Annotated in this window: 16 protein-coding genes; 3 read left to right on the top strand and 13 right to left on the bottom strand. The window is 72.7% G+C overall.

Features of this window, described 5'->3' with window-relative positions; all coding sequences use genetic code 11:
• Positions 1-9 precede the first annotated feature (9 nt).
• The 5 genes from ACQY0Z_RS22595 to ACQY0Z_RS22575 form a co-directional block, all read right to left on the bottom strand.
• Positions 10-2,229, bottom strand: coding sequence for a glycosyl hydrolase family 95 catalytic domain-containing protein (locus ACQY0Z_RS22595; RefSeq protein WP_347226736.1), 2,220 nt, complete (start codon positions 2,227-2,229; stop codon positions 10-12).
• Positions 2,226-4,196 (bottom strand): beta-galactosidase, encoded by a 1,971-nt coding sequence (locus ACQY0Z_RS22590; RefSeq protein WP_347226737.1) that lies wholly within the window; start codon positions 4,194-4,196, stop codon positions 2,226-2,228. Before ACQY0Z_RS22590 ends, ACQY0Z_RS22595 begins: the two co-directional genes overlap by 4 nt.
• A 137-nt stretch (positions 4,197-4,333) precedes the next feature.
• Positions 4,334-5,290, bottom strand: coding sequence for a carbohydrate ABC transporter permease (locus ACQY0Z_RS22585; RefSeq protein ID WP_254587132.1), 957 nt, complete (start codon positions 5,288-5,290; stop codon positions 4,334-4,336).
• Positions 5,287-6,351 (bottom strand): ABC transporter permease, encoded by a 1,065-nt coding sequence (locus ACQY0Z_RS22580; RefSeq protein WP_189903519.1) that lies wholly within the window; start codon positions 6,349-6,351, stop codon positions 5,287-5,289. The genes ACQY0Z_RS22585 and ACQY0Z_RS22580 overlap by 4 nt, the downstream gene beginning before the upstream one ends.
• Before the next feature lie 25 nt (positions 6,352-6,376).
• Positions 6,377-8,065, bottom strand: a complete 1,689-nt coding sequence (locus ACQY0Z_RS22575; protein WP_189903517.1) for an extracellular solute-binding protein — start codon at positions 8,063-8,065, stop codon at positions 6,377-6,379.
• A 367-nt stretch (positions 8,066-8,432) separates the two neighbouring features.
• On the opposite strand from ACQY0Z_RS22575, the gene ACQY0Z_RS22570 reads away from it, so the two are divergent.
• Positions 8,433-11,276, top strand: a complete 2,844-nt coding sequence (locus ACQY0Z_RS22570; protein WP_439812719.1) for a glycoside hydrolase family 3 C-terminal domain-containing protein — start codon at positions 8,433-8,435, stop codon at positions 11,274-11,276.
• A 62-nt stretch (positions 11,277-11,338) separates the two neighbouring features.
• Here the strand turns inward: ACQY0Z_RS22570 and ACQY0Z_RS22565 are convergent, their stop codons facing one another.
• From ACQY0Z_RS22565 to ACQY0Z_RS22555, 3 genes are all read right to left on the bottom strand, one after another.
• Entirely contained in the window at positions 11,339-12,784 is a 1,446-nt protein-coding gene (locus tag ACQY0Z_RS22565) for an aldehyde dehydrogenase family protein (protein WP_439812718.1), read from the bottom strand.
• A gap of 584 nt (positions 12,785-13,368) precedes the next feature.
• Positions 13,369-14,928, bottom strand: coding sequence for a PucR family transcriptional regulator (locus ACQY0Z_RS22560; protein WP_254587129.1), 1,560 nt, complete (start codon positions 14,926-14,928; stop codon positions 13,369-13,371).
• 133 nt (positions 14,929-15,061) lie between these two features.
• Complete coding sequence (locus tag ACQY0Z_RS22555; RefSeq protein WP_381726381.1) at positions 15,062-17,182, bottom strand: ATP-binding protein; 2,121 nt, start codon at positions 17,180-17,182, stop codon at positions 15,062-15,064.
• A 277-nt stretch (positions 17,183-17,459) separates the two neighbouring features.
• Between ACQY0Z_RS22555 and gabT the strand changes: the two genes are divergently transcribed.
• Positions 17,460-18,794: a 4-aminobutyrate--2-oxoglutarate transaminase gene (gene gabT / locus ACQY0Z_RS22550; protein WP_189903509.1), complete on the top strand. Its 1,335-nt coding sequence runs from the start codon at positions 17,460-17,462 to the stop codon at positions 18,792-18,794.
• Between the two features lie 475 nt (positions 18,795-19,269).
• Complete coding sequence (locus tag ACQY0Z_RS22545; protein ID WP_439812717.1) at positions 19,270-19,905, top strand: phosphatase PAP2 family protein; 636 nt, start codon at positions 19,270-19,272, stop codon at positions 19,903-19,905.
• Here the strand turns inward: ACQY0Z_RS22545 and ACQY0Z_RS22540 are convergent.
• The 5 genes from ACQY0Z_RS22540 to ACQY0Z_RS22520 all read right to left on the bottom strand — a co-directional run bounded on the left by ACQY0Z_RS22540 (position 19,844) and on the right by ACQY0Z_RS22520 (position 26,145).
• Positions 19,844-21,658: a chitinase gene (locus ACQY0Z_RS22540; RefSeq protein ID WP_439812716.1), complete on the bottom strand. Its 1,815-nt coding sequence runs from the start codon at positions 21,656-21,658 to the stop codon at positions 19,844-19,846. The genes ACQY0Z_RS22545 and ACQY0Z_RS22540 overlap by 62 nt on opposite strands.
• A gap of 131 nt (positions 21,659-21,789) precedes the next feature.
• Complete coding sequence (locus tag ACQY0Z_RS22535; RefSeq protein ID WP_439812715.1) at positions 21,790-23,208, bottom strand: NAD(P)/FAD-dependent oxidoreductase; 1,419 nt, start codon at positions 23,206-23,208, stop codon at positions 21,790-21,792.
• Between the two features lie 37 nt (positions 23,209-23,245).
• On the bottom strand, positions 23,246-24,046 hold the full coding sequence (locus ACQY0Z_RS22530; RefSeq protein WP_347226702.1) for an ABC transporter permease: 801 nt from the start codon (positions 24,044-24,046) through the stop codon (positions 23,246-23,248).
• Positions 24,047-24,976, bottom strand: coding sequence for an ABC transporter permease (locus tag ACQY0Z_RS22525; RefSeq protein WP_033275947.1), 930 nt, complete (start codon positions 24,974-24,976; stop codon positions 24,047-24,049). It lies immediately after the preceding gene.
• On the bottom strand, positions 24,976-26,145 hold the full coding sequence (locus tag ACQY0Z_RS22520) for an ABC transporter ATP-binding protein (RefSeq protein ID WP_254588387.1): 1,170 nt from the start codon (positions 26,143-26,145) through the stop codon (positions 24,976-24,978). Before ACQY0Z_RS22520 ends, ACQY0Z_RS22525 begins: the two co-directional genes overlap by 1 nt.
• Positions 26,146-26,147 lie beyond the last annotated feature (2 nt).

Genomic DNA, 26,147 nt, shown 5'->3' with positions numbered 1-26,147 from the left:
CGTGCCTGGTCATCGCGTCGCCGCGGGCAGCGGGACGACGCGTTCCTCGCCGGCGGCCAGACGGAGCGGCTCGGCGCCGGCGGAGGTCCACAGGGTGATGCGGGCGGTGCGGTCGGGCCGGAGCACAGCGGTGCCGCCGTCCGGTGTCCAGGTGAGGTCGAGTGCGGCGCCGAAGCGGGTGCGGACGCCGGTCAGCCGGCCGCTCGGCAGCGACGGGAGCGGAGCGGGCAGCAGCACCAGCCGGTCGGGGGTGGACTGCACGAGCGCCTCGATCAGCACGGCGGGCAGGGTGTGGGCGGCGTCGGCGTTGAAGACGTGGCGGCGGGGATAGTGGGCGCTCATCAGGGAGTCGTGGAAGAAGTCGCCGTCGAGTACCCGGCCGAGCGCGGCGGCGACCCGTTTGCCGTCCCGGAGGCGGGCGGCGATCAGGGCGTGGTGCAGATGGCCGTGCGCGGAGTCGTTCTCGGGGCCGCGCAGTTCCAGGGCGCGGCGGGCCGCTCGGGCCGGCTCGGGGGTGTCGTAGGGGGTGATCTCGTCCAGGGGCCAGACGCCGTAGAGGTGGCTGAGGTGGCGGTGGTCGTAGGTGTCCTCCAGACCGGGCCAGGCCCATTCGGCCAGCGCGCCGTCGGCGTTGACCCGGTGCGGGGGCAGCAGGTCGGCGAGGGCGCGCAGGCGGTCGGCGCGGTCCGGGTGGTAGCCGGCGGCGGTGTGCAGGGCGTGGCGGGCGGCGGAGAGGTCCATGGCCGCGTTCAGCGCGCCCCAACTGCCGTTCGCGGGGCGGTTCTCCGGCGAGTAGGAGGGGACGACGACCAGGCGGCCGCCGGGTCCGGTGCGGGTGAGGAAGTCCTCGTAGAAGTCGGCGAGTTCGCCGAGCGCGGCGGCGGTGCGCGGGTCGCGGGAGCCGTACGTCTCGTCGTGGTCGACGAGGGGCTTGAGCAGCCAGTCGGCGCCGGCGGTCCACAGGTGCAGGGGGTACTCGCGGCTGAAGTGGTAGCTGTGCCCGGACTCGCCGTCGGTGTGCGCGGGCGCGACCACGCCCCTGGCGCCGAAGACGGCGCGGGCGTTGTCCCGCCAGTGCGCCAACTGCCCCTGGACCAGCGTCGCCAGGGCCTCGGTGACCTCCGGGAGGGCGGCCGCGGCGGCGGACGCGGTCTGGAGGTTGAGGTTGGCGTCCAGGGTGAAGCCGCCCGACCAGGCCGTGTCCCAGTCGCCGGTCCACAGTCCGGTGAGCCGGGGCGGGAACATCCCGCCGGCCGACAACAGGTGGTAGCGGCCGGCCGCGAACAGCCGCTCCAGCAGCGCGGTGCTACGCGGCCGGGCGAGCAACGCCGAGCCAGAGAACGCCCGTTCGGCGGGGTCTGCGTCCAGGTCGAGGGTGACCCGTTCGTATGCGGTGCGGTGCAGGGCGAGATGCCGGTCGAGCAGCGTGTCGTACGCCCGCCCGTCCGTGGTGAGCAGGTCGCGCAGGGCGCGGCCCTCGGCGACCACGTCCGCCTCGCCGGTGTGCCGCAGCACCCGCGTGAGCAGCAGGACCGAGCATGCGCCGGTGATCCGCACCCCGGGCGGGGCGAGTTCCGTGCGTCCGCCGGTGACGGCCGCCACGGTCACCCCGGTGTACGCGAGGTCGCTGCCGGGGTAGCGGGCGCGCAGGCTGAGCAGGGCGCCCTCCGGGGTGAGGACGGCGCCGTGTCCGACGCGCAGCCGCTCGGGCGCGTTCGGCAGCCGGTGGTCGAGGGAGAGGCGGAGGGTGAGGTCGCGGCCGGTGACGTGCTGGACGATCACGTCGTCGGCGCGGGAGACGAAGACGCGGCTGGTGCGGCCGTCGTGGCGGGCGGTGGCCTCTCCGGTGGCGAAGTCGGCCTCGCGGCGGTAGCCGGTCAGGTCGGCGGCGCCTTCCTGGTGGCGCAGGCGGGTCTGGAAGGCGGGATGGAAGGGCCGCACCCACTGCAGCGGGCGCCCGTCGGTGAAGTCCTCGGCGGCGGTGAGGTCGCCGGACAGCAGCCGGTCCTGGACGCCGGGGAGCGCGTCGGCCAGCAGGGGCGGCAGCCGGTGCCGGCCGCCCGCGTCGTCGTTCGGGCGGACCAGGGTGTGGTGGGTGACGACGGTCCGGTCGTCGTCCGGGTCGCCGAGCGCGAGGGCGCCGTGCCGTCCGTTGCCGCACAGGAAGGCGTCCTCCCAGCGGGCGGCGGGCCGGGGCTCCCAGGTGCCGTGCACGGGTCCGCCGGTCATGGCGCCAGCACCGCCACGCCGTAGCGGCCGAGGGTGACCCGGCCGGTGACGGTGGCGCCGGTGAGCAGGTCGCGGTGGGTGCCGGGGACGTCCACGGTGACCTCGCCCCGCCCGTGGTGCAGCAGGAACAGCAGCCCGCCCCGGCGCACCGCCTCCACCGCGTCCGGGAGCCCGTCCAGCACCGGCCGCACCCCCGCCCCGGCGGCGACGCGGGTGAGCAGGTCCCGCAGGGCGTCCGGTTCGGGGAGGGTGGAGACGTACCAGGCGCTGCCCTTGCGGAGCACGGCGGGCAGTCCGTCGAGTTCGCCGCCCCGGTAGGCGAGGGTCTCGTCGGCGGTGCCGTCGGCCTCCAGTTCCTCGGACCACAGGGTGCCGCGCACTCCGCCCTCCGTCTCCACGGTCGCGCCCGGCTGCAGCGGCCACCACTCGTGCAGGGTGCGGATGCCGAAGAGGGCGCGCAGCCGCTCGTCCATGCCGCCGGGCCGCACCCGGTCGTCCTCGTCCACGACGCCGGTGCCGAAGCCGCAGACCAGGGTGCCGCCGCCGCGCACGTACGCGACGAGGTTGTCGGCGGCGCGGTCGGTGAGGAGGTGCAGCTGCGGGACGACGACCATCCGGTGGCCGGTGAGGTCGTGCTCGGGGTGGACGACGTCCGTGGTGAGATGGGCCCGCCACAGGGCGCGGTGCCAGGCGCCGAGGAGTTCGGCGTGGCCGGTCTCCCGGGAGGGGCGGCCCTCCTGGTCAGCCGCCCACCAGGCGTGCCAGTCGTGCAGCACGGCGACGTCTGCGGTGACCGCGCTGCCGCTCACGTGCGGGGCGATGCGCGCCAGGTCGGCGCCGAGCCTGCGTACCTCCTGGTGGGCGCGGCCTTCGGGGCCGGCGTGGCCGAGCATGCCGGAGTGGTACTTCTCGGCGCCCTGCCGGGACTGGCGCCACTGGAAGCAGCAGACGGCGTCCGCGCCGCGCGCCACGGCCTGGAGGGACCACAGGCGGTTGAGGCCGCGCGGCTTGGGGCGGTTCACGGGCCGCCAGTTGACCGCGCCGGCCGCCTGCTCCATGAGCATCCACGGGCCGCGCGCCTGCGAGCGGGTCATGTCCTGCACGAGCGCGCCGTGCTGGGCGCCGAAGGGGTCGTCCGGGTCGGGGTAGAGGTCGACGGAGACGACGTCCTCCTCCTCGGCCCAGCGCCAGGCGTCCTGCCCGGACCACAGCGGCATGAAGTTGGTGGTGACCGGGAGGTGCGGGGTGTGCCGGCGGACGATGTCCCGCTCGGCGGTGAAGCACTCCAGGAGCATGTCGGAGGTGAAGCGCCGGAAGTCCAGGACCTGCGCGGGGTTCTTCAGGTAGTGGGTGCGCCGGGGCGGCAGCACCTCCTCCCAGTCACCGTAGGTCTGGCTCCAGAAGGCGGTGCCCCAGGCGGTGTTGAGGGCGTCGAGGGTGCCGTACCGGTGGCGCAGCCAGATGCGGAAGCGGGCGGCGGCCTCGTCGCCGTGGTCGTAGGTGCAGTACTCGTTATTGATGTGCCAGAGGGTGAGCGCGGGGTGGGCGGCGTAGCGGGCGGCCAGGTCCTCGGTGATCGCGGCGGCGAGGCGCCGGTAGGTGGCGCTGGAGTGCGAGAAGTGCTGGCGCCCGCCCCACAGTTCGGTGTGGCCGTCTGCGTCGACGGGCAGCGTGTCAGGGTGCAGCCGGCCCATCCACGGCGGCGGCGAGGCGGTGGGGGTGGCGAGGACGACGCCGATGCCGTGGTCGTGCGCCAGGTCCATCAGCCGGTCCAGCCAGCCGAAGTCCCGCTCGCCCGGCCGGGGTTCGATCCGGGACCAGGAGAAGACGCCGAGGGTGACGGAGTTGACTCCCGCCTCGCGCATCAGGCGGACGTCCTCCTCCCAGGTCTCCTCGGGCCACTGCTCGGGGTTCCAGTCGCCGCCGTAGAGGATGCGGCCGCGGGTGACGTCGTCCAGGCGGGGCATCAGAGGGTCCCCCGAAGAGCGGCCGTCGCGGGACGCCGGCGGGGAGAGGGCACGGGCATGTCAGGGTCCTCGGGCAAGGGGCGGACGGGGAGGATGCGCGCGGGTGCGGGACGCCCGGAGGCGTCCCGCACGGGGGGTCACCCCTTGACCGCGCCGGTGAGCATCCCCTTCTTGAAGTGCTTCTGGACGAAGGGCGAGAGCACGGCGACCGGCAGCAGGGCCAGCACCATCACGGCCATCTGGATGGCCAGCGGCGACAGCTGTCCCGTGTTGATCTGCGCGGCCAGTCCGACGGGCCGCTCCTGCCTCTGCACCAGCTGGATCATGACGTTCTGCAGCGGCATCATGTCCTGGTCGGTGAGGTAGATGGAGGCGTTGAACCAGGCGCTCCAGTAGCCCACCGCGTAGAACAGGGAGATGACCGCGATGACCGCGCGGGACAGCGGCATCACGATGCGGAACAGGATGCGCCACTCCCCCGCCCCGTCGATGCGGGCGCTGTCGACCAGCTCCTGCGAGATGTTCATGAAGAACGCGCGCAGCACCAGGATGTTGAAGACGCTCACCGCGCTGGGGAGGATCAGCGCCAGATAGGTGTCGGTCAGCCCGAGCGCCTGCACCAGCAGGTACGTCGGGATGAGCCCTGCGCCGAAGAACATCGTGGCGAGCAGGGTCATCAGGATCCAGCGGTGCCCCAGCGAGCCGCTGCGGGACAGGCCGTAGGCGCACAGCACGGACACGGCCATGCTGAACAGCGTGCCGACGACGGTGACGCCGACGCTGACCAGGGCGGCGCGCTGCACCTGACCGCCGCCGAGCAGCTCCTGGTAGGCCACGAAGGTGATGTCCTTGGGGATCACCACCAGGCCGCCGGCCTCGTCGATGGTCTTCTTGGTCTGCAGACTGGTGACGATCACGATCCACAGCGGGAAGAGGATCGCCAGGCAGGCGAGGCCGAGGGCGATGCCCTTGCCGGCCTGTCCGGCGCGGGAGGGCTCCTCCTCCCACACCGGGCGGGGCGGCGCGGACCAGCGGCCGTGCTTCTTCACGCGGCTCTTCTCCTGGTCCGGGCGGGTGCCGAGGACGGCGGTCATTTCTTGTACACCCCCTGCTCGCCCATGAGGTGGGCCACCTTGTTGGCGGTGAGGACCAGGCCGAGGCCCACCGCGCCCTTGACGAGGCCCGCCGCGGCGGCGTAGCTGAAGTCCTGGTTGCGGATGCCGTTCCACCACACGTAGGTGTCGAGGACCTCGGAGGCGTCGACGCCCACCGCCTGTCTCTGCAGCAGCAGTTGCTCGAAGCCGACGGTGAGGGCGTCTCCGACGCGCAGCACGAGGAGCAGGGCGATCACCGGGCGCAGCGCGGGCAGGGTGACGTGCCACATGCGGCGCCAGCGTCCCGCGCCGTCCATGGCGGCGGCCTCGTACAGGTCGTTGGAGACGGAGGAGAGGGCCGCGAGGAAGACGATGATGCCCCAGCCGGCGTCCTTCCAGACGGTCTCGGCGGTCACCAGGTACTTGAAGACCTCCGGGTTCGTCATCAGGTCGAAGCCCTCGTAGCCGTGTCGGCGGAGGGTCTGCGCGATGATGCCGGCGCCGCCGAAGATCTGCATGAAGACGGTGACGACGAGCACCCAGGAGAAGAAGTGCGGGAGATACATGATCGCCTGCGCGACCGCCCGCACCCGGGGCCGCACCACGCTGTTGATGAGCAGCGCGAGCAGGATCGGGACCGGGAAGTAGAGCACCAGCTGGAGGAAGAACAGCACGAACGTGTTCCGCACCGCGTGCCAGAAGGCCGAGTCGGCGAAGATTCGTTCGAACTGCTCGAACCCGGTCCACGGGCTCTCGAAGATGGCGACGAAGCCGTTCTCGCTGAGATAGGGGTCGTAGTCCTGGAAGGCGACCACGTTGCCGAGGATCGGCACGTAGTTGAACACCAGGACCAGCAGCAGGGCGGGCACGGTCATCAGGATCAGCGTGCGGTCGCGCCGCCATCGGATCCCGAACGGGAGCCGTCCGGCCTTCTTCGCGCGGGGCCCGCGCCCGCCCTTCCCGGACGGGGCCGGGACCTTCGGGGTCCGGGTCGTCCCGTCCTCGTCCTGCGGGGATGTCTGTGCCTCGGTCGTCCCCCGAGGCACCGTGCTGTGCGACACGGCCGTCTCCTCGCCTCGCCCCGGGTCAGTCGGCCGAGCCGTTGTCGTCAAGCAGCTTGCGGTACCAGTCGCGCAGTCCGTCGCCGCCCCTGCTCCTCCAGTCGGACACGGCCTGCTGCACGTCGCTGATCTTCTTGCGGCCGCGCACCACGTCGTCCTCGAGCTGCTCGAAGTCGTCGGCGAGGTTGGCCCAGCGGGTGGGCTCGGTGACGGTCAGTCCGAAGAACGACGACTTCTTGGTGAAGGCGCCCATGCGCTGCTGCCACTCGACCATCCCCTTGCTGACCTGGGGCAGGTCGGGGTAGGCGATGTACGGGGCCGGGTTGCCGGTGTAGTCGTAGGCGCCGTTGACCTCGTTGATGCCCTGCTGGGTCTTGACCGGCAGGCCCTTCTCGACGGTGTAGTCGGTGCCCTCGACGCCGTAGGCGGTGAGCATGAACTCCTTGGTGCCGTAGGGCGCGGCGCAGAAGTTGCAGAGCGCGAGGAGGTCCTTGATCTGCTGCTCGGAGGCCTTCTTGGAGACGAAGGTGAAGATGTTGGACGGCTGGACCGCCCACAGCGTGGGGTCGCCGCCGTCGGGGCCGAAGTAGTCGAACGCCTCCATCTCGAAGTCGGCGTTCTGCGTGCGCTGTTCGGCGGTCTTGCCCCACCAGTCGGAGATGTTCTGGTTGTAGACCAGCACCTCTCCGGCGGTGAACCGGTTGCCCGCGTCACCGCCGGACTCGCCCTGCACCGCGTCGGGGTGGACCACTCCGGCGGCGTACAGCTTGCGGGTCCACTCCAGCGCCTCGAGGTACTGCTCGGTCTCGATGCGGTTGACCAGCTTGTCGCCCTCCAGGTTCCACCACAGCGCCTTGTCGCCGCCGGAGAGGACGCCGAAGACGTGGAACGCCGTCCACTTCATGTCGTCGCACGCCCACAGCTTGGACTTCGCGTCGGTCGCCTCCTTCGCCCAGGCCAGGAACTCGTCGGGGCTGCCCGGGACGGTGTAGCCCTTCTTCGCGAAGAGGTCCTTGCGGTAGAGCGGCGCGATGTCGGTGACGTAGGGGGCGGGCATGGGGATGCCGCGCAGCCGGCCGCCGAAGATGCCGCGCTGCCATGCCTCGGTGGGGACGGCGGCGAGGTTCGGGTAGTCCTTCACCTTGTCGCCGGAGAGGTAGGGGCCGAGGTCGGCGAACTTGGCGTTGACCGCGCTGGGGATGCGGCCCATCAGGTTCCAGCCGGGGACGACCACCACGTCGGGGATCTCGCTGGAGGCGAGCACCGCGCCGAGCTTCTGGTCGTAGGTGACGCCGTCCTGGTTCTGCCAGGTGACGTCGACGCCGACGGCCTTGTTCATCGCCGTGTAGTACGGGTTGTCGCCCCTCGGCGGGGTGCCCCAGAACGGGGACATGATCTTCAGCTTGCCGCCGCTGCCGAGCGTCTTCGGCACGGAGGTCTTCAGCTCGGCCGTCGGTATCGCCCGGGTGAAGCCGGCCGCCGAGCCGTTCTTCGCCGGAATGTCGGGCGTGACGACGCTCGACGCCACGAACGCCGGGAGGATCTTCGCGGCTTCCTTGCCCGAGGTGGTGCCTTCCTTGCGGCCCTCCTGGCCCCCGCCGCCGCAGGCGGCCAGCAGCGGCGAGCCCACGGCGACCGCCGCGGTGGCTGCCGCCGTGGAGGTGAGGAAGCCTCTCCGGCTCGGACCGGAGGAGGAAGCGGCGTTCGGCGTCATTGCGTCAACCCTTCGTGGCGCACCAGGACACCCGGCAGGTGGCCGTCGGCTGTGGTGTCTTCGGTGGAACTGGCCGATCGGAAGCGGTCGTCCGGCTGAAGGTGCACGCCATCACGGCGGCCTCGCTGTCGAAGCGCTTCGATGTTGCTGCGAGGTTAAGTGAACACCCAGTGGCACACAAGGCCCGGTCCGATAATTCCTGAGACGGATGTGCGATCACTAGGGAGGAGAGTCAGGAGAGTCGAACCCACGCGTGACCTGAGGACTCAGTGGTCCAGGAACCGGGATGCTTGACACCCACCCTGGCATCCCTTGAGCATCGAAGCGCTTCGAAAGCGCCGTAGCGCTCCATCCCGAGGGGACCCACGTGACCGCACCCACCCCGCCCACGCCGCCGTTCCGCGACCCGGACCTGCCGTTCGCCGAGCGCATCGACGACCTTCTGTCGCGGCTCACCCTGGACGAGAGGATCGGCTTCCTGCACCAGTTCGGTCCCGCCGTCGAGCGGCTGGGCGTCGCCGCGTTCCGCACCGGCCAGGAGGCCCTGCACGGGGTCGCCTGGATGGGCCCGGCGACCGTCTTCCCGCAGGCCGTCGGGCTGGGCGCGACCTGGAACGACGACCTGGTGCGCCGGGTGGGCGAGGCGGTCTCCCGGGAGACCCGCGCGATGCGCGCCCGCGACGAGCGGGTCGGCCTCAACGTCTGGGCGCCCACCGTGAACCTGCTGCGCCACCCGCTGTGGGGCCGCAACGAGGAGGGCTACTCGGAGGATCCGCGCCTCACCTCGGCGATCGCCACCGCCTACACCCGCGGCCTGCGCGGCGACCACCCCGTGTACTGGCGGACCGCGCCCGTCCTCAAGCACTGGCTGGCGCACAACAACGAGACGCGCCGGGACACCACGTCCAGCTCGGTCCGGCCGCGCGTGCTGCACGAGTACGACCTGCGCGCCTTCCGCGACGCCGTTCAGGCGGGCGCGGTGGCCGGGGTGATGCCGGCGTACAACCTGGTCAACGGCCGCCCCAACCATGTGTCGCCCTATCTGCGCGAGCATCTGCGCGCCTGGACCGACGAGGAGCTGCTGGTCTGCTCGGACGCGGGCGCCCCGTCCAACCTGGTCGACTCCGAGCACTACTTCGACACGCACGAGGAGGCCACGGCGGCGGCGCTGCGCGCGGGCGTCGACAGCTTCACCGACCACGGCACCGACAGCTCGACCATCGTCAGCCGCATCAAGGGGGCGCTGGACCAGGGCCTGTTGACCGAGGAGGACATCGACACGGCGGTCCGTCGGCAGTTGTCGGTGCGGTTCCGGCTCGGCGAGTTCGACCCCGGCCGTGACCCGTACGCCGACGAGCGGGCCTTCGACACCCCCGAGCACCGGGCGCTCGCCCAGGAGGCCGCCGAGCAGGCGGTCGTGCTGCTCAAGAACGACGGCCTGCTGCCGCTCGCGCCGGAATGCCGGGTCGCCGTCGTCGGACTGCTCGCCGACGAGTGCAAGCTCGACTGGTACAGCGGCAGCCTGATCCACCGCTCCACCCCGTTGGAGGGCCTGTACGAGCGGTTCGGCCCCGACCGTGTGGAATTCGCGGAGGGCGTCGACCGCGTCCTGCTGCGCACCTCCGCCGGCGCCTTCCTGCACGTGCCGCCCGCCCCCGACGCCCCGGACACGGCGCGCGGCGAGGAGGGCGCCCTCGACCCGGCGCTGCTCGCGGGCCGCACCGACCTGCCGCCGCTCACCACCGCCCCGGAGGGCACCGGACTCGCCCTCGTCGACTGGGGCGACGGCGTGCTCACCCTGCGCGCCCCGGACGGCCGGTACCTGTCGGTCGCCGACGACGGATACCTGCGCGCCTCCGCCGACCAGCCGGGCGGCTGGATCGTGCAGGAGACGTTCCGGCTGGAGCCGCACAGGGACGGCCGGCTGCTGCGACACCTGGGCACCGGGCATCCCGTGCGGGTCACCCCGGACGGGGTGCGGGCCGCCGAGGGCGAGCCCGAGGTGTTCGAGGTGGTCGTCACCGAGCGCGGCGAGGACGCCGTGGCCCGCGCCGCCGCCGCGGCCGACGTGGTCGTGGTGGTCGCGGGCAACGACCCGCACATCAACGGCAGGGAGACCGAGGACCGCACCACCCTGCGCCTGCCCGCCCAGCAGGAGCGGCTGCTGCGCGCCGCCCGCGCGGCCAACCCGCGCACGGTGCTGACCCTGGTGTCGGCCTACCCGTACGCGGTGGACCCGGCGGACCTCCCGGCGGTGCTGTGGACCGCGCACGGCGCCCAGGCGGCCGGCACGGCACTCGCGCGCGTGCTCGCCGGGGACGTCTCCCCCGCCGGACGGCTGCCGCAGACCTGGTACGCCGACGACGCCGACCTGCCGGAACTCCTCGACTACGACGTGATCGGCGGCCGCCAGACCTATCTCTACTTCGAGGGCGGCCCGCTGTTCCCCTTCGGCCACGGCCTGTCCTACACGGCCTTCGCCTACGGGGAGTTGGCGGCCGACGTGACGGAGTCCGGGGTGCGGGTCGCCTTCGAGGTGACCAACACCGGCGCGGTCACGGCCGACGAGGTGGCCCAGCTCTACGGGCGGGCGGTGGACCCGTCGGTGCCGCGCCCGCGCCGCGAACTGCTCGGCCACCGCCGGGTGACGCTCGCGCCCGGCGAGAGCACCCGCCTCCTCTTCGACCTCCCGCTGTCCGCGTTCGCCTTCTGGGACGTGGCCGCCGGCCGGTGGCGGGTGGAGCCGGGGGCGTACGAGCTGCTGGCGGGCGCGTCCAGCGAGGACGTGCGGCGGGGCACCACAGTGACCCTGGAGGGCGAGCCGGGTTCCCCGCGTCCGGTCGCCGAACTCGGCCTGGACGCGGCCGCCTTCGACGAGCAGAGCGGCACGGAGATCGTGGACCGGACGAAGGAGTCGGGCGACGCGGTGACCCCGCTGGGCGGGAAGGACGGCGAACTGCTGTACCGGCGCTGCGACTTGGGCACCGGGGTGCGGGAGGTGTCGGTGGAGGTGTCCGGCACGGGCACGGTGGAGGTCGCGCTGGACGGCGGCCCGTTGCTCGCCTCCGTTTCCCTGGAGGCGTCCACGGATGATCCTTACGCGTACGTCCCGCTGACCACGCCCGTCGACGGGACGCCCGGCGGGGTGCGGGACGTGCGGGTGCGGGTGCGGGGGCCGCTGCGGGTGGCGCGGGTGGGCTTCACCGCCTGAGTCCGCACGGCGAAGGGCCCGGCACCGAACGCGTCGGTACCGGGCCCCTCTGCGTCAGGTGCTCAGAGGGCGAGACCGGTGAGGACCATCACCCGCTCGTAGGTGTAGTCCTCCATCGCGAACCGCACGCCCTCGCGGCCCACACCGGACTGCTTGGCGCCGCCGTACGGCATCTGGTCGGCGCGGTAGGAGGGCACGTCGCCGACGACCACGCCGCCGACCTCGAGGGCGCGGTGGGCGCGGAAGGCGGTCTGCAGGTCGTGCGTGAACACGCCCGCCTGGAGGCCGTACTTGGAGTCGTTGACGGCGGCGAACGCCTCCGCCTCGCCGTTCACCTTCTGCACGGTGAGCACCGGGCCGAAGACCTCCTCGCAGGAGATCGTCACATCGGCGGGCACGTCGGTGAGCACGGTCGGCGCGTACGAGGCGCCGTCGCGCTTGCCGCCGGTGCGGAGCGTGGCGCCGGCCGCGACGGCCTCGTCCACCCACCTCTCGACGCGCTTGGCGGCGTCCTCGCTGACCAGCGGGCCGACGTCGGTGGCGTCGTCGGACGGGTCACCGGTGACCTGGGCCTCCACGGCGGCGACGATGCGCGGCAGCAGCCGGTCGTACACCGAGGCGTCCGCGATGACGCGCTGCACGGAGATGCAGGACTGGCCACCCTGGTAGTTGGAGAAGGTGGCGATGCGGGTCGCGGCCCGGTCGAGGTCCTCGTCGCTCGCGAAGTCGGCGAGGACGACGGCCGCGCCGTTGCCGCCCAGCTCCAGGGTGCAGTGCTTGCGCGGCACCGAGTCCATGATCGCGTAGCCGACCTTCTCGGAGCCCGTGAAGGAGATGACCGGCAGCCGCTCGTCCTGGACCAGGGCGGGCATACGGTCGTTGGGCACCGGCAGGACACTCCAGGAGCCGGCGGGCAGCTCGGTCTCGGCCAGCAGCTCGCCGAGGATCAGCGCGGACAGCGGGGTGGCGGGCGCCGGCTTCAGGATGATGGGCGCGCCGGCGGCGATCGCGGGGGCCACCTTGTGGGCGCACAGGTTCAGCGGGAAGTTGAACGGGGCGATGCCGAGGACGACGCCCTTCGGGAAGCGGCGCGTGAAGGCGAGCCGGCCCTGGCCGCCCGCGTCGGTGTCGAGCCGCTGGGCGTCGCCGCCGTTGAAGCGGCGGGCCTCCTCGGAGGCGAAGCGGAACACGGACACGGCCCGCCCGACCTCGCCGCGCGCCCACTTCATCGGCTTGCCGTTCTCGGCGGAGATCAGCCGCGCGATCTCCTCGGTGCGCTCGGCCAGCCGGCGGCTGACGTGGTCCAGAGCGGCGGCCCGGACATGGGCGGGGGTGGCGGCGAACTCGTCCCGTACGGCGTACGCGGCGGCCACGGCCTCCTCGACCTGGGCGTCGGTCGGAACGCTCACGGCGCCGACGACCCGGCCGTCCCAGGGGGAGGTGACGTCGAAGGCGGTCTCGCCGGTGGCCTGGCGGCCGGCGAGCCAGAAGGCGTGGGTGGAAGTCATCGTGAGTCCCGGCCCTTCCGCGTTGGAGGAGTACGTGGGTTTGCTGGGCACCACGGTAGGTGCGGGGCGGCGGGGCAGCGTTTGTCCGGGGCGGAGTAGTACCCGGCACGTCCGTGCCAGATTGGCCTACGACTGAACGCCGGCGAGCGCGACCCGCTCAGGGACGCGGGGAACTGCGCGCTCAACCCCCACCGGCCCTGCACGGCACAACCCCGGCAACTGCGCCCGCTCAGAGACGCGGGGAACTGCGCGCTCAACCCCCACCGGCCCTGCACGGCACAACCCCGGCAACTGCGCCTGCTCAGGGACGCGGGGCACTGCGCGCTCAACCCCCACCGGCCCGGCACGGCACAACCCCGGCAACTGCGCCCGCTCAGAGACGCGGGGAACTGCGCGCTCAACCCCCACCGGCCCGGCACGGCACAACCCCGGCAACTGCGCCTGCTCAGGGGCGCGGGGAACTGCGCGCTCAACCCCCACCGGCCGGTCAGACAGAACCCCGGCGGGCACCACTCTCAAAGGGGCGCGGGGAACTGCGCGACCAGCCTCCACTCACCCGCACCCGGCCCCGAGGCCTCAGCCCTTCACCCCGTATCCGCCGCCGTCGCCTTCAAGGCGAGCCACAGCTCCATCCGCACGTCCGGGTCGTCCAGCGACCGCCCCAGGATCTCCTCCACCCGCCGCATCCGATACCGCAGCGTGTGCCGGTGCACCCCGAGATCCGCCGCCGCCGCGTCCCACTGCCCGTGCCGCGACAGCCAAGCCCGCAGCGAGGCGACAAGGTCACCCCGCCCGGTCGCGTCATGGTCCCGCAGCGCCCGCAACAACCCGTCGGCGAACGCCTTCACTGCATCATCGGCAAGCAACGGCAGCACAGACCCAGCCGCCATCTGCTCGTGCTCCACCAGCACCCTCCCCCGCCGCCGGGCCACGGACAACGCCTGCTCGGCCTGCTTGTAGGCGGCGGACGCGGCGATCGGCCCGGCCGGCGCCGACAGCCCGACGACCAACTCGTCGTCGTCAGCCTTACGCGCGGCTTCCCGCGCAGCGGCGAAATCACCGCAGGCACCGACGACGGTGCCACCGTCCGCCGCCAGCACCACCAGCCGCTCCCCCTCCGGCACCACCAGCACCGCCTCCCCCGACCGCGCGGCAGCCGACTCGGCGGCCTCGGCAAGCGCCCCGAGCGCGTCCCCCTCCGCCACCCCCTGGGCGACGATGATCCGGAACGGCGCGTCGAGCAGCCCGCCGTACAGATCACCCGCGACCGCGCGGGCGTGGTCCGGCTCCCCCGCCAGCAGCATGCGCAGCACCGCCGCCCCGATGCGCTGTTCGGCCGCGTGCAGCGAGCGGGAGCGTTCGGTGGTGAGGGTGAGCAGCGCGACGGCGGAGTGGACGGCGTAGCGCTCGGCGGTGCCGGGGGCGGACGCGGTGCCGACGGCGAGCGCGGCGCGGGGCCGCCGTCCGGTGCCGAGGGAGTGCAGTTCGACCCGGTCCTCGTTCTCCGGTCCCGCGACCACCGAGGAGGCGGGCGCGGGCCGCTCCCGCAGCCGTGTGACCTCCGCGGTGAGCCGGGCGGCACGCCGGCCCGCCCAGTCGGGGGCGGCGGCGACGACCGACCCGGAGGCGTCGTACAGGGCGGCCCACCCGTCGACCTGGGAGGCGAGCGCGGCGAGCAGCCCCTCGGGGCCGTCGCTGAGGGCGTGGCGGGTGAGTTCCCGCTGGGCGGCGAAGCCGGCGGTGACCGCGCGGTACTGGTCGGCGGCGATCGCGGCGGACACGGCCTTGCTGATCGCGAGGAACGGGGTGCGGCGCGGCACCTCGAGCAGCGGCAGCCCCTCCTCGCGGGCGGCCTCCACCAGCGCCTCGGGGATGTCGTCGTAGTGGACGCCGACGGCGAAGCCGAGTCCTACCACGCCCGCGCCGACCAGCCGCTTCACGTAGCGGCGCATGGCGTCCCGGTCCTCCGCGTCGAGTTTCAGCGCGGTGATCAGGAGCAGCTCGCCGCCCTCCATGTACGGCACGGGGTCGGCGAGCTCGCTGGCGTGTGCCCAGCGGACGGGCGCGTCGAGGCGGTCCTCCCCCGCGCGCACGGTCAGTTTGAGCGCGGAGTGGTGGACGAGCGAGGCGAGCGTCGGGGGCATCGGGGCGGTGAGCCTTCGGTTCGGCGGTCGGGGGTCGGTGTCGGTGTGCAAGAACGGTGATCTTTTGGCCGTCTCGTATGAACGACCTGTGTCGATTCTGCCTCACCGTACGGTCCCCGGCGGCCACGCCCGCTCACTCCCGCAGGTCCACCAGGAGCGGAGGCGCGTGCTCCCCCTTCACGGTGGTCAGCGACAGCACCGCGTGGCCCGCGGGCACCGCGTGCGCCAGCTCGGACGCGGACCAGCGCTCCCGCTCGACCTGGCGGACGGTGACCGCCCGCGCGGTGGGCGCCTTGCCGGTGATGGCCCGCCGCAGCGCGTGCACGGCCTTGCCGGCCGGGCTCTCGGCGATGATCTGCCGGTCGGTGACGTCCCGCGCCTCGGTCCACTCCTTGCCCCACACCTCGGCGAAGTCCTGCCCGTCCCAGGGGGTCACCCCGGACAGCGCCATCCGGCAGCCGGTGGCGCCGAGCAGCGGCCCGCGCAGCTGCCGGGGCACGTCGTCCAGGGTGCGCAGGGTGAGCAGCACGCCCGCGTTGGCGGACCGCAGCCGCTGGATGCCGCGCACGGCCTCGGGGGTGACCACACCGGTGGCGTCGTCCAGCACCAGGCAGGCGAACAGGGAGCGGTCCTCACGCACCGTGACGCTCGCGGTGAACTGGGCGAGGACCAGCCGCGCCAGCATCCGCGAGGCGTCGGCGTGGCCCCGCTCGGGCAGGTCCACGCGGACCCGGACGGGGTGGTCGAGCGCCTTGAGGGTGAACGGCCGGGACTCGCCGGAGGTGTCGAAGAACCCGGCGAAGGCGGGCCGGTCCAGCAGCGCCACCCGGTCGGCGAGGATGCCGCCGACGTCGCCGGGGTGGCCCATCTGCCGTTCCCGCGCGTCGAGTTCGCGCAGCAGCGACTCCTGGCCCGCCTCCTGGAGTCCCTGGCGCAGGGCGGCCAGGGGCGCGGGGGCGCCGTCGAGGAGCTGCCGCAGCTCCGGCACCGAGGGGAAGCGGCCGTGCACCGCGCGGAACGGTCCGAGAAGCTGGGCGAGGACGGTGGTGGAGCGTCGGGTGTCGCTGCCGGGGTGCGGGTCCGCGAGGTCACCGACGAGCGCCTCGGCGAGCACGGCGGCGGCCTCGTCGGGGTCGGCGGTGCCGCCGTACAGGTCGAGGTCGTAGACGGAGTCGGGGCTGCCGATGCGGATGACGACGTCGTAGGCGTCGGACGGGCCGAGGCCCGCGCCGGCCGCGCCGACCACCACCACGGCGGTCCGCCCGGCGAGCGCCTGGAGGCACAGCGACTCGGCGACCGGCCGGACCACACCGCCGGTCTTTCCGGACCCGGCGGGACCGACCACCAGCATGGAGGTGCCGAGCAGGTCGGTGCCGAGGGCGAGGCCGGCGCCCCGGTAGGCGTAGGGGTTGCGCGGGTCGTCGGCGGTGGTGCCGAGCCGCACCTGGCCGGTGAGCAGGTCGTGGCGGGCCTGCCGGACGGGCAGGTCGCGGGCGCCGGAGGGGTGTGGGCAGGCGGCGGCGCCGTCCTTGAGCACGGCCCCGGTGAAGGTGGCGAGGCTGTGCCGGCCGGTGCGCACGCCCTGCCAGGCGCGGGCGATCCGGGCGTGGTCGACGTCCCGCATCAGCCCGGCGCGGGCGTCGGAGGCCAGCCGCTCGGCGGCGTCCACGGCGCCGGCGGCGCGCAGCGCGGGCCAGGCGGCCGGGTCCTCCTCGGGGGCGGGCGGGGGCCCCTCGCGGGGGGTGGGGCGCCAGGCGGGCGGACCGTAGCGGCGCCAGATCTCGCTCCAGCGGCCGAGCCGGCCCACGCCGACCATGATGACCCCGGCGACGAGCACGTAGTAGGCGTAGACGACCACGACGGAGGCGAAGCTGTGCGGCTCGGCCCAGGAGTCGGGGATCATCGCGTACAGCGGCAGCAGCCACCAGCCGCCCAGGTAGCCGTTCCACAGCAGCGACCAGATCAGCCAGCCGACGAGGAAGGCGATCAGCGCGCCGCTGAACAGCTGGCGGCCGGGAATGCGCTCCGGCTCCTCCTCGGGGCGGGGCCGGTGGCCGAACCGCCAGATGCCGGGGAGCGTCTCCGGGCGCGCGGTGCGCAGCCAGGCGAGGAACGCGGAGCCGTCCGGGGGCGGCGGCGTCCCCGGCGCGTGCGCGGGGCGCGGTGGCGCCGCCGGTACCTGAGGTGGTCCCGCCGGGCGCGGCACGGGTCCTGCCTGTGTGCCCCGCGCGTCCTGGGTACCCTCGCTGTCCATCGCCCCTGCCCCCTGAGCAGCCGCCTCGTACGCCTACAGACACGTCAATCTAACGCCCCGACAGGCCCGGTCCACCGATGGCACGGCCGGGGTCCGCGTCCGGCCGGAACCCACCGCCGCGCCGCGTCGGCACGGCCGCCGTCCGGCGGGTATGTCCATCACGGACAACCCGGACCCCCGGACAACGCCCACATGGAGCATGCCCAGCCTTCTCCCCCCGCCCTAGCCTGCGAGAAAAGAAGCATCGAGCGTCCGTCACACCCCCCAGGAGCCCCGCATGACCGCACTTCCGCAGGAGCGCCGCGTCGTCACCGCCATCCCCGGCCCGAAGTCGCAGGAACTGCAGGCCCGCCGCACCGCCGCGGTCGCGCAGGGCGTGGGCTCCGTGCTGCCCGTGTTCACCGCGCGGGCCGGCGGCGGCATCATCGAGGACGTCGACGGCAACCGTCTGATCGACTTCGGCTCCGGCATCGCCGTGACGTCCGTCGGCGCGTCCGCCGAGGCCGTCGTCCGCCGCGCCTCCGCACAGCTCGCCGACTTCACCCACACCTGTTTCATGGTGACGCCGTACGAGGGCTACGTGGCCGTCGCCGAGGCGCTCGCCGAGCTGACGCCGGGCGACCACGCGAAGAAGTCCGCGCTGTTCAACTCCGGCGCCGAGGCCGTCGAGAACGCCGTGAAGATCGCCCGCGCGTACACCAGGCGCCAGGCGGTCGTCGTGTTCGACCACGGCTACCACGGCCGCACCAACCTCACGATGGCGCTGACCGCGAAGAACATGCCGTACAAGCACGGCTTCGGTCCGTTCGCGCCCGAGGTGTACCGCGTGCCGGTCGCCTACGGCTACCGCTGGCCGACCGGGCCGGAGAACGCGGGCCCGGAGGCCGCCGCGCAGGCCATCGACCAGATGTCCAAGCAGGTCGGCGCCGAGAACATCGCCGCGATCATCATCGAGCCGGTGCTCGGCGAGGGCGGCTTCATCGAGCCCGCCAAGGGCTTCCTGCCCGCCATCAGCACGTTCGCCCAGGACAACGGCATCGTCTTCGTCGCCGACGAGATCCAGTCCGGCTTCTGCCGCACCGGCCAGTGGTTCGCCTGCGAGGACGAGGGCATCGTCCCCGACCTGATCACCACGGCGAAGGGCATCGCGGGCGGTCTGCCGCTGGCCGCGGTCACCGGCCGCGCCGAGATCATGGACGCCGCGCACTCCGGCGGCCTGGGCGGCACCTACGGCGGCAACCCGGTGGCCTGCGCGGGTGCGCTCGGCGCCATCGAGACGATGAAGGAGCTGGACCTCAACGCCCGCGCCAAGCGGATCGAGGAGGTCATGAAGGGCCGCCTGACCGCCATGGCCGAGAAGTTCGACATCATCGGCGACGTCCGCGGCCGCGGCGCGATGATCGCGATCGAGCTGGTCAAGGACCGCGCCACCAAGGAGCCGAACCCGGAGGCGACGGCCGCGCTGGCCAAGGCCTGCCACCAGGAGGGCCTGCTGGTCCTGACCTGTGGCACCTACGGCAACGTGCTGCGGTTCCTGCCGCCGCTGGTCATCGGCGAGGACCTGCTGAACGAGGGCCTCGACATCATCGAGCAGGCCTTCACCCGCATCTGACGCGGCCCGTTCCGGACTGACGCCGTGTCGGATCCCGCATCGGGGCAGGTGGGCCGCCCAGGACCCCCTGCCCCGGCCGGCCGGATCCGGACAGCGGCAGAGCGTGTGAAGAACGTGTGCGAGGTGGATGACAGGTGCCCGTGTGCCCTGTCGCCGGGCGACCCCCTGCCGTAGGTTTCTACCCGGATGAGAGATACACCCCGCCCGCAGGGAACTGTGGGCGGTTCAGGCCGGGGCCTCCCCAGCTTCGACCTGGTCGTGCCCTCGCGCACACAACCGGGGCCTGCGGGTCCCGGGTCTCCTCACGATCGGACGGTCGCCCGCCCCAGACCCCCCGGGGCGCGCGACGTTCCGATCCGGACGGCCGTCCGGGCACCAGACACGGCAAGCCGTTCCCCGGAGGGCCGGCGCACACCCCCCCTTTGTGCCGGCCCTCCGGTGTGTCCGCCCCCTTCCGCCTGCGAGGCTGTCCCGCATGCTGCTGCTGGTCGTGCCGCTCGTCCTCTTCGCCCTGATCATCTGGCAGGTCCTCGCCGACGGCCCGCTCCTCGGCCTCGACGAGCGTCTGAGTGACGCGCTGGTCCACCCCGACCGGCCCTCCGAACTCCTCTCCGACCTCGGCAACGTCGAGGTCGCCGTGCCCGTCCTGGCCCTCGCGCTGGCGGTGACGGCGTGGCGGCTGCGCGCCACAGGTATGGACCGCTGGTGGCTGCCGCCCGCGGCCGGCGCGGCGGCCATGGTCCTGGTCCCCGTGCTGGTCGCCCCGCTGAAGGCCTGGACCGACCGCCCCGGCACCCCCGCCGTGCCCCCGGCGACCGGTTACTTCCCCTCCGGCCACACGGCCACGGCGATGGTCGCGTACGGCACGGCGACCCTGATGCTCCTCCCGTTGCTCGGGTCACCGGCCGTGCGCCGGGGCCTGGTCGCGCTGTGCGCCCTGCTGGTCCTGGGCGCGTCGTACGGGCTGGTGCGCCGGGGCTACCACTGGCCGCTGGACGTGGCGGGGAGCTGGTGCCTCGGCGCGATGCTGCTGACCGGTGTGGCGCTCGTCAGCCGAAGTAGCCGTCGAACGTCCGCCGGAACTCCCAGCCGCCGAAGCGGTCCCAGTTGATCGACCAGGTCATCAGGCCGCGCAGGGACGGCCAGGTGCCGTGGGTCGTGTAGGAGCCGCAGTCGGTCTTCTTCGTCAGGCAGTTGAGGGTCTTGACGACCTCCGCCGGGGGCACGTGGCCGTTGCCGGCGTTGACCGTGGCGGGCATGCCGATGGCGACCTGGCCGGGGCGCAGGGGCGGGAAGACGTTGTTCGTGTCGCCGGCGACCGGAAAGCCGGTGAGCAGCATGTCGGTCATGGCGATGTGGAAGTCGGCGCCGCCCATGGAGTGGTACCGGCCGTCCAGGCCCATGACCGGGCCGGAGTTGTAGTCCTGGACGTGCAGCAGGGTGAGGTCGTCCCGCAGGGCGTGGATGACCGGGAGGTAGGCGCCCGCGCGCGGGTCCTGGCCGCCCCAGGGGCCGCTGCCGTAGTACTGGTGGCCGAGCTGGACGAAGAAGGTCTCCGGGGCCATGGTGAGGACGAAGTCGTCGCCGTAGCGGGCCTTCAGCGTCCTCAGGGCGGAGATCAGGTTGACGACGACCGGGGTCTTCGGGTTCCTGAAGTCGGTGTCGCCGGTGTCCAGGGAGAGGGAGTGGCCCTCGAAGTCGATGTCGAGGCCGTCGAGTCCGTACTCGTCGATGATGCGCGAGACGGAGCTGACGAAGGTGTCGCGGGCGGCCGTCGTGGTGAGCCGCACCTGGCCGTTCTGGCCGCCGATGGAGATCAGCACCTTCTTGCCCGCCGCCTGCTTGGCCTTGACCGCCGCCTTGAACTCGGCGTCGCTCTCCACGCCGGGGCACTCCGTGGCCGGGCAGCGCTCGAAGCGGATGTCGCCGGAGGTGACGGAAGTGGGTTCGCCGAAGGCCAGGTCGATGACGTCCCAGCTGTCGGGCACGTCGGCGAGGCGCGTGTAGCCGGAGCCGTTGGCGAAGCTCGCGTGCAGGTAGCCGACCAGGGCGTGGGCCGGGAGGCCGGAGTCGCCGCCGCCGGAGCCGGGCGCCGAGGTGGTCGCGGTGACGGTGGCCGAACGGGCCGACTCCCCCGCGTCGTTGAGGGCGGACACCTGGAAGGCGTACGCCGTCGACGGGGACAGGCCGGTGACGGTGGTGGAGGTGCCGGTGACGGTGCGGATCCGCGTGCCGTCACGGAAAACGGCGTACGAGGTGGCGTCCGCGGCCGGTGACCAGGACAGGGAGACGCTGGTGGAGGTCGTCCCGGACGCGGTGAGGCCGGTCGGCGGGGCGGGCGGCTGCCCGGTCTCGCCGCCGGGGCCGACGAGGGTGATGTCGTCGGCGTGGTAGGCGCCGGTGCCGTACCAGCCGTGGGTGTAGATCGTGACGCTGGTGGTGGAGGGGCCGGTGCGGAAGGTGGTCGTGAGCTTCTGCCAGTCGGGGGCGGACTGGGTCCAGGTGGAGACGTCCGTGGTGCCGGTTCCGCTCGCGCCCAGGTAGACGTAGGCGCCGCGGACGTGACCGGACAGGGTGTAGGCGGAGTCCGGCTTCACGGTGACCGTCTGCGCGCAGCGGGCGTTGTCCGACCCGGCCGGTGTGGCTTTCAGGGCGGACGCGCCGGTGCGGACGGGCGAGGTGACGGTGGCGCCGGCCGGACAGCTCCAGCCGTCGAGGCCGGCCTCGAAGCCGCCGTTGCGGACGAGGTCGGCGTCGGCCGCGCGGGCGTCCGGCGTCAGGGCGGTGACGCCGGCCGCGGCGACGGCGGTGGCGGTGAGCAGCACGGCGAGGGGGCGGGGGGCGTGGGGTCTGGCGCGGTCCACAAGGGCCTCCGGGCAGGGGGGATTTGGAGGGGTGGAGCGCGCTCAATTTGGTCCAGACCAATTGGGTTGTCAAGACCTCACGCAGCGACCCCGCACGCCCCCTGCTCACCCCTGCCCGGTCCCGGAGAGACTCAGCTGTCGAAGCCCAGGCCCAGCCGGTCCATCGTCCGCAGCCACAGGTTCCGCCGGCCCTGGTGCGCGTCCGCCCTGGCCAGCGACCACTTGGTGAGGGCGATGCCCGTCCAGGCGAACGGCTCCGGCGGGAACGGCAGCGGCTTGCTGCGCACCATCTCCAGCTCCGTGCGCTCGGTCCGCTCCCCCGCCAGCAGGTCCAGCATCACCTCCGCGCCGAACCGCGTCGCGCCCACCCCGAGCCCGGTGTAGCCGGCCGCGTACGCCACCCGGCCCGCGTGGGCGGTGCCGAAGAACGCCGAGAAGCGGGAGCAGGTGTCGATCGCGCCGCCCCAGGCGTGGGTGAAGCGCACCCCCTCCAGCTGCGGGAAGCAGGAGAAGAAGTGGCCCGCGAGCCTGGCGTACGTCTCCGGCCGGTCGTCGTACTCGGCGCGCACCCGGCCGCCGTACGGATAGACCGCGTCGTAGCCGCCCCACAGGACGCGGTTGTCGGCGGAGAGCCGGAAGTAGTGGAACTGGTTGGCGCTGTCGCCGAGCCCCTGGCGGTTCTTCCAGCCGATGGAGTCGAGCTGCTCCTCGGTGAGCGGCTCGGTCATCAGGGCGTAGTCGTAGACCGGGACGGTGTAGGGGCGGACCCGGCGGACCAGGCTGGGGAAGACGTTGGTGCCGAGCGCGACCCGGCGGGCGCGGACGGCGCCGTACGGGGTGCGGACGGACATGCCGGCGCCGTACCGCCTGAGGGTGAGCGCGGGCGTGTGCTCGTACACGCGCACCCCGAGGTCGAGGCAGGCCCGCTTCAGGCCCCAGGCGAGGCGGGCCGGGTTGAGCATGGCCACGCCCCGGCGGTCGTACAGCCCGGCGAGGAAGGTGGGCGAGTCGACCTGCTCGCGGACCGCGTCGGCGTCCAGGTACTCGATGCCCTCGGCGAGACCTCGGGCGCTGATCTCGTCGTACCAGGCGCGCAGTTCCTCCGCCTGGTACGGCTCGGTGGCGACGTCGATCTCGCCGGTGCGCTCGAAGTCGCAGTCGATGGAGTGGCGGGCGACCGTCTCCTCGATGGCGTCGAGGTTGCGGGCGCCCAGCCGCTCCAGGGTGTGGATCTCGCCGGGCCAGCGGGCGAGGCCGTTGGACAGGCCGTGGGTGAGGGAGGCGGCGCAGAAGCCGCCGTTGCGGCCGGAGGCGGCCCAGCCCGCCTCGCGGCCCTCGACGAGCACGACGTCCCGCGAGGGGTCGCGCTCCTTGGCGATCAGCGCGGTCCACAGTCCGCTGTAGCCGCCGCCCACGACGAGCAGGTCGCAGGTGGTGCGGTCGGTGAGGGCCGGCTCGGGGTCGGGGCGGCCGGGGTCGTCCAGCCAGTAGGAGACCGGCCGGGCCTCGGAGAGGAACTGCGTCCAACGGCTCATGGCGCTCGGGGCCATGATCTCAACTCCCTACTGCGGACTGTGGATCAGCGGGTCATGCCTTCTGCCGCTTGCGGCGGTTGCCGACGGCCATGGAGACCAGCACCAGAGCCACGGCGACCACGAACATGGCCGTGCCGATGACGTTGATCTGGACGGGCGTGCCGCGCTGCGCGGAGCCCCACACGAACATCGGGAAGGTGACGGTCGAGCCGGCGTTGAAGTTGGTGATGATGAAGTCGTCGAAGGACAAGGCGAAGGCGAGCAGCGCGCCCGCCGCGATGCCGGGGGCGGCGATCGGCAGCGTGACCCGCAGGAACGTCTGCGCCGGTCCGGCGTAGAGGTCCTGCGCGGCCTGTTCCAGCCGGGGGTCCATCGACATCACGCGCGCCTTCACCGCGACGACGACGAAGCTGAGGCAGAACATGATGTGGGCGATGAGGATCGTCCAAAAACCCAGCTCGGCGCCCATGTTGAGGAACAGGGTGAGCAGCGAGGCCGCCATCACCACCTCGGGCATCGCCATCGGCAGGAAGATCAGCGAGTTGACGGCGCCGCGGGCGCGGAAGCGGTAGCGGACCAGCGCGAACGCGATCATCGTGCCGAGGAGGGTGGCGCCGAGCGTGGCCCAGAAGGCGAGCTGCAGGCTGAGGCCGAGCGACTCGCACAGTCCGGAGACCCCGCACGGGTCCTTCCAGGCGTCGGCGGAGAACTGCTGCCACTCGTAGTTGAAGCGCCCCTTCGGCCGGTTGAAGGAGAACACCGTGACGACGACGTTCGGCAGCAGCAGGTAGGCGAGCGTCAGCAGGCCCGCGATGACGACGACGTTGCGCTTGAACCAATTGACGAAGGCCATTTAAACCAGATCCTCCGTGCCGGACTTGCGGATGTAGACCGTGACGACGGCGAGGATCGCGGCCATCAGGATGAACGAGAGCGCCGCGGCCGTCGGGTAGTCCAGGATTCGCAGGAACTGCGACTGGATGACGTTGCCGACCATCCGGGTGTCGGTGGAGCCGAGCAGGTCCGAGTTGATGTAGTCGCCGGACGCCGGGATGAAGGTCAGCAGCGTGCCGGAGACCACGCCCGGCATCGACAGCGGGAAGGTGACCTTGCGGAAGGTGGTCGACGGCTTGGCGTAGAGGTCGCCGGCGGCCTCGTGCAGCCGGGGGTCGATCCGCTCCAGCGAGGTGTACAGCGGCAGGATCATGAACGGCAGGAAGTTGTACGTCAGACCGCACACCACCGCGAGCGGAGTGGCGAGCACCCGGTCGCCGGCGGTCCAGCCGAGGAACGCGGTGACGTCCAGGACGTGCAGCGCGTCCAGGGCGCCGACCACCGGGCCGCCGTCGGCGAGGATCGTCTTCCAGGCGAGGGTGCGGATCAGGAAGCTGGTGAAGAACGGCGCGATCACCAGGATCATGATCAGGTTGCGCCAGCGTCCCGCGCGGAAGGCGATCAGATACGCCAGCGGATAGCCGAGCAGCAGGCACAGCACGGTCGCGGAGGCGGCGTAGAGCACCGAGCGGACGAACTGCGGCCAGTACTCGGACAGCGCGTCCCAGTAGGTCGCGAAGTGCCAGGTGACCTTGTAGCCCTCCTCCAGGGAGCCCGTCTGCACGGACGTGGAGGCCTGGTAGATCACCGGCAGCGCGAAGAACACGACGAGCCAGAGCAGACCGGGCAGCAGAAGCAGGTACGGCGTCCAGCGGCCGCGTTTGCGCGGCGGTTTCTTCTCGGGGGCGACGGGCGCCGGCGTCGGCGGCGCCTCGGTGACCGTGGCCATCAGGCGACCTCTTCCTCGACCGTCTCGACGCCCGCGTCGATGTCCTGGGCAGCGTCGAGGCCGAAGGTGTGCGCCGGGTTCCAGTGCAGGACGACCTCGGCGCCGGGCGCGAGCCGCGGGTCCCGGTCGATGTTCTGCACGTAGACCTCGAAGTCGGAGCAGACGGGGCTGTCGACGACGAACTGCGTGGAGACGCCGATGAAGCTGGACTCGGTGATCCGGCCCGTGATGCGGTTGCGGCCCTCGGGTATCTCGCCCGCGTCGTCGGCGTGCGTGAGGGAGATCTTCTCCGGGCGCACCCCGGCGAGGATCTTGCCGCCCGTGGTGGCGGGCGCGCTCGCGCGGGCCCGGTGCAGGACCAGCTTGCCGCCGCCCGCCTTGAGCACGATGTCGTCGCCCGACGTGGAGTCGACCTCGGCCTCGATGAAGTTGGAGGTGCCGAGGAAGTTCGCGACGAAGGTGGTGCGCGGGTTCTCGTACAGGTCGGCGGGGGTGCCGAGCTGCTCGACCCGGCCGGCGTTCATCACCGCGACGCAGTCGGCCATGGTCATGGCCTCCTCCTGGTCGTGGGTGACGTGCACGAAGGTGATGCCGACCTCGGTCTGGATGCGCTTGAGCTCGAGCTGCATCTGGCGGCGCAGCTTCAGGTCGAGGGCGCCGAGCGGCTCGTCGAGGAGGAGCACCTTGGGGTGGTTGATCAGCGCGCGGGCCACGGCGACGCGCTGCTGCTGGCCGCCGGAGAGCTGGTGCGGCTTCTTGCGCGCCTGCTCGCCGAGCTGGACCAGCTCCAGCATCTCCTCGACCTGCTTCTTCACGCTCTTGATCCCGCGCCGGCGCAGACCGAAGGCGACGTTCTCGTAGATGTCGAGGTGCGGGAAGAGGGCGTAGGACTGGAAGACCGTGTTCACCGGCCGCTTGTACGGCGGCAGCGCGGTGACGTCCTGGTCGCCGAGGTGGACGGTGCCCGCGGTGGGCTCCTCCAGGCCGGCGATCATACGCAGGGTGGTGGTCTTGCCGCAGCCGGACGCGCCGAGCAGGGCGAAGAAGGAGCCCTCGGGGACGGTCAGGTCCAGCGGGTGCACGGCGGTGAAGTCGCCGTAGGTCTTGCTGATGCCGGTGAGGCGGACGTCACCGCCGCCGGCCGTGGTGGTCTCTTCGGTGGTCTTCATCT

The organism is Streptomyces sp. P9-2, assembly GCF_051903975.1.
Classification (GTDB): Bacteria; Actinomycetota; Actinomycetes; order Streptomycetales; family Streptomycetaceae; genus Streptomyces; species Streptomyces cellulosae.
This window is presented reverse-complemented; position numbering and strand designations above follow the sequence as displayed.

What these genes read in the sequence shown, in the direction of transcription:
- ACQY0Z_RS22595 (WP_347226736.1), bottom strand. Translation starts at nt 2,229, where the DNA reads ATGACCGGCGGACCCGTGCACGGCACCTGGGAGCCCCGGCCCGCCGCC.
- ACQY0Z_RS22590 (WP_347226737.1), bottom strand. Translation starts at nt 4,196, where the DNA reads ATGCCCCGCCTGGACGACGTCACCCGCGGCCGCATCCTCTACGGCGGC.
- ACQY0Z_RS22585 (WP_254587132.1), bottom strand. Translation starts at nt 5,290, where the DNA reads ATGACCGCCGTCCTCGGCACCCGCCCGGACCAGGAGAAGAGCCGCGTG.
- ACQY0Z_RS22575 (WP_189903517.1), bottom strand. Translation starts at nt 8,065, where the DNA reads ATGACGCCGAACGCCGCTTCCTCCTCCGGTCCGAGCCGGAGAGGCTTC.
- ACQY0Z_RS22565 (WP_439812718.1), bottom strand. Translation starts at nt 12,784, where the DNA reads ATGACTTCCACCCACGCCTTCTGGCTCGCCGGCCGCCAGGCCACCGGC.
- ACQY0Z_RS22560 (WP_254587129.1), bottom strand. Translation starts at nt 14,928, where the DNA reads ATGCCCCCGACGCTCGCCTCGCTCGTCCACCACTCCGCGCTCAAACTG.
- ACQY0Z_RS22555 (WP_381726381.1), bottom strand. Translation starts at nt 17,182, where the DNA reads ATGGACAGCGAGGGTACCCAGGACGCGCGGGGCACACAGGCAGGACCC.
- gabT (WP_189903509.1), top strand. Translation starts at nt 17,460, where the DNA reads ATGACCGCACTTCCGCAGGAGCGCCGCGTCGTCACCGCCATCCCCGGC.
- ACQY0Z_RS22545 (WP_439812717.1), top strand. Translation starts at nt 19,270, where the DNA reads ATGCTGCTGCTGGTCGTGCCGCTCGTCCTCTTCGCCCTGATCATCTGG.
- ACQY0Z_RS22535 (WP_439812715.1), bottom strand. Translation starts at nt 23,208, where the DNA reads ATGGCCCCGAGCGCCATGAGCCGTTGGACGCAGTTCCTCTCCGAGGCC.
- ACQY0Z_RS22530 (WP_347226702.1), bottom strand. Translation starts at nt 24,046, where the DNA reads ATGGCCTTCGTCAATTGGTTCAAGCGCAACGTCGTCGTCATCGCGGGC.
- ACQY0Z_RS22525 (WP_033275947.1), bottom strand. Translation starts at nt 24,976, where the DNA reads ATGGCCACGGTCACCGAGGCGCCGCCGACGCCGGCGCCCGTCGCCCCC.
- ACQY0Z_RS22520 (WP_254588387.1), bottom strand. Translation starts at nt 26,145, where the DNA reads ATGAAGACCACCGAAGAGACCACCACGGCCGGCGGCGGTGACGTCCGC.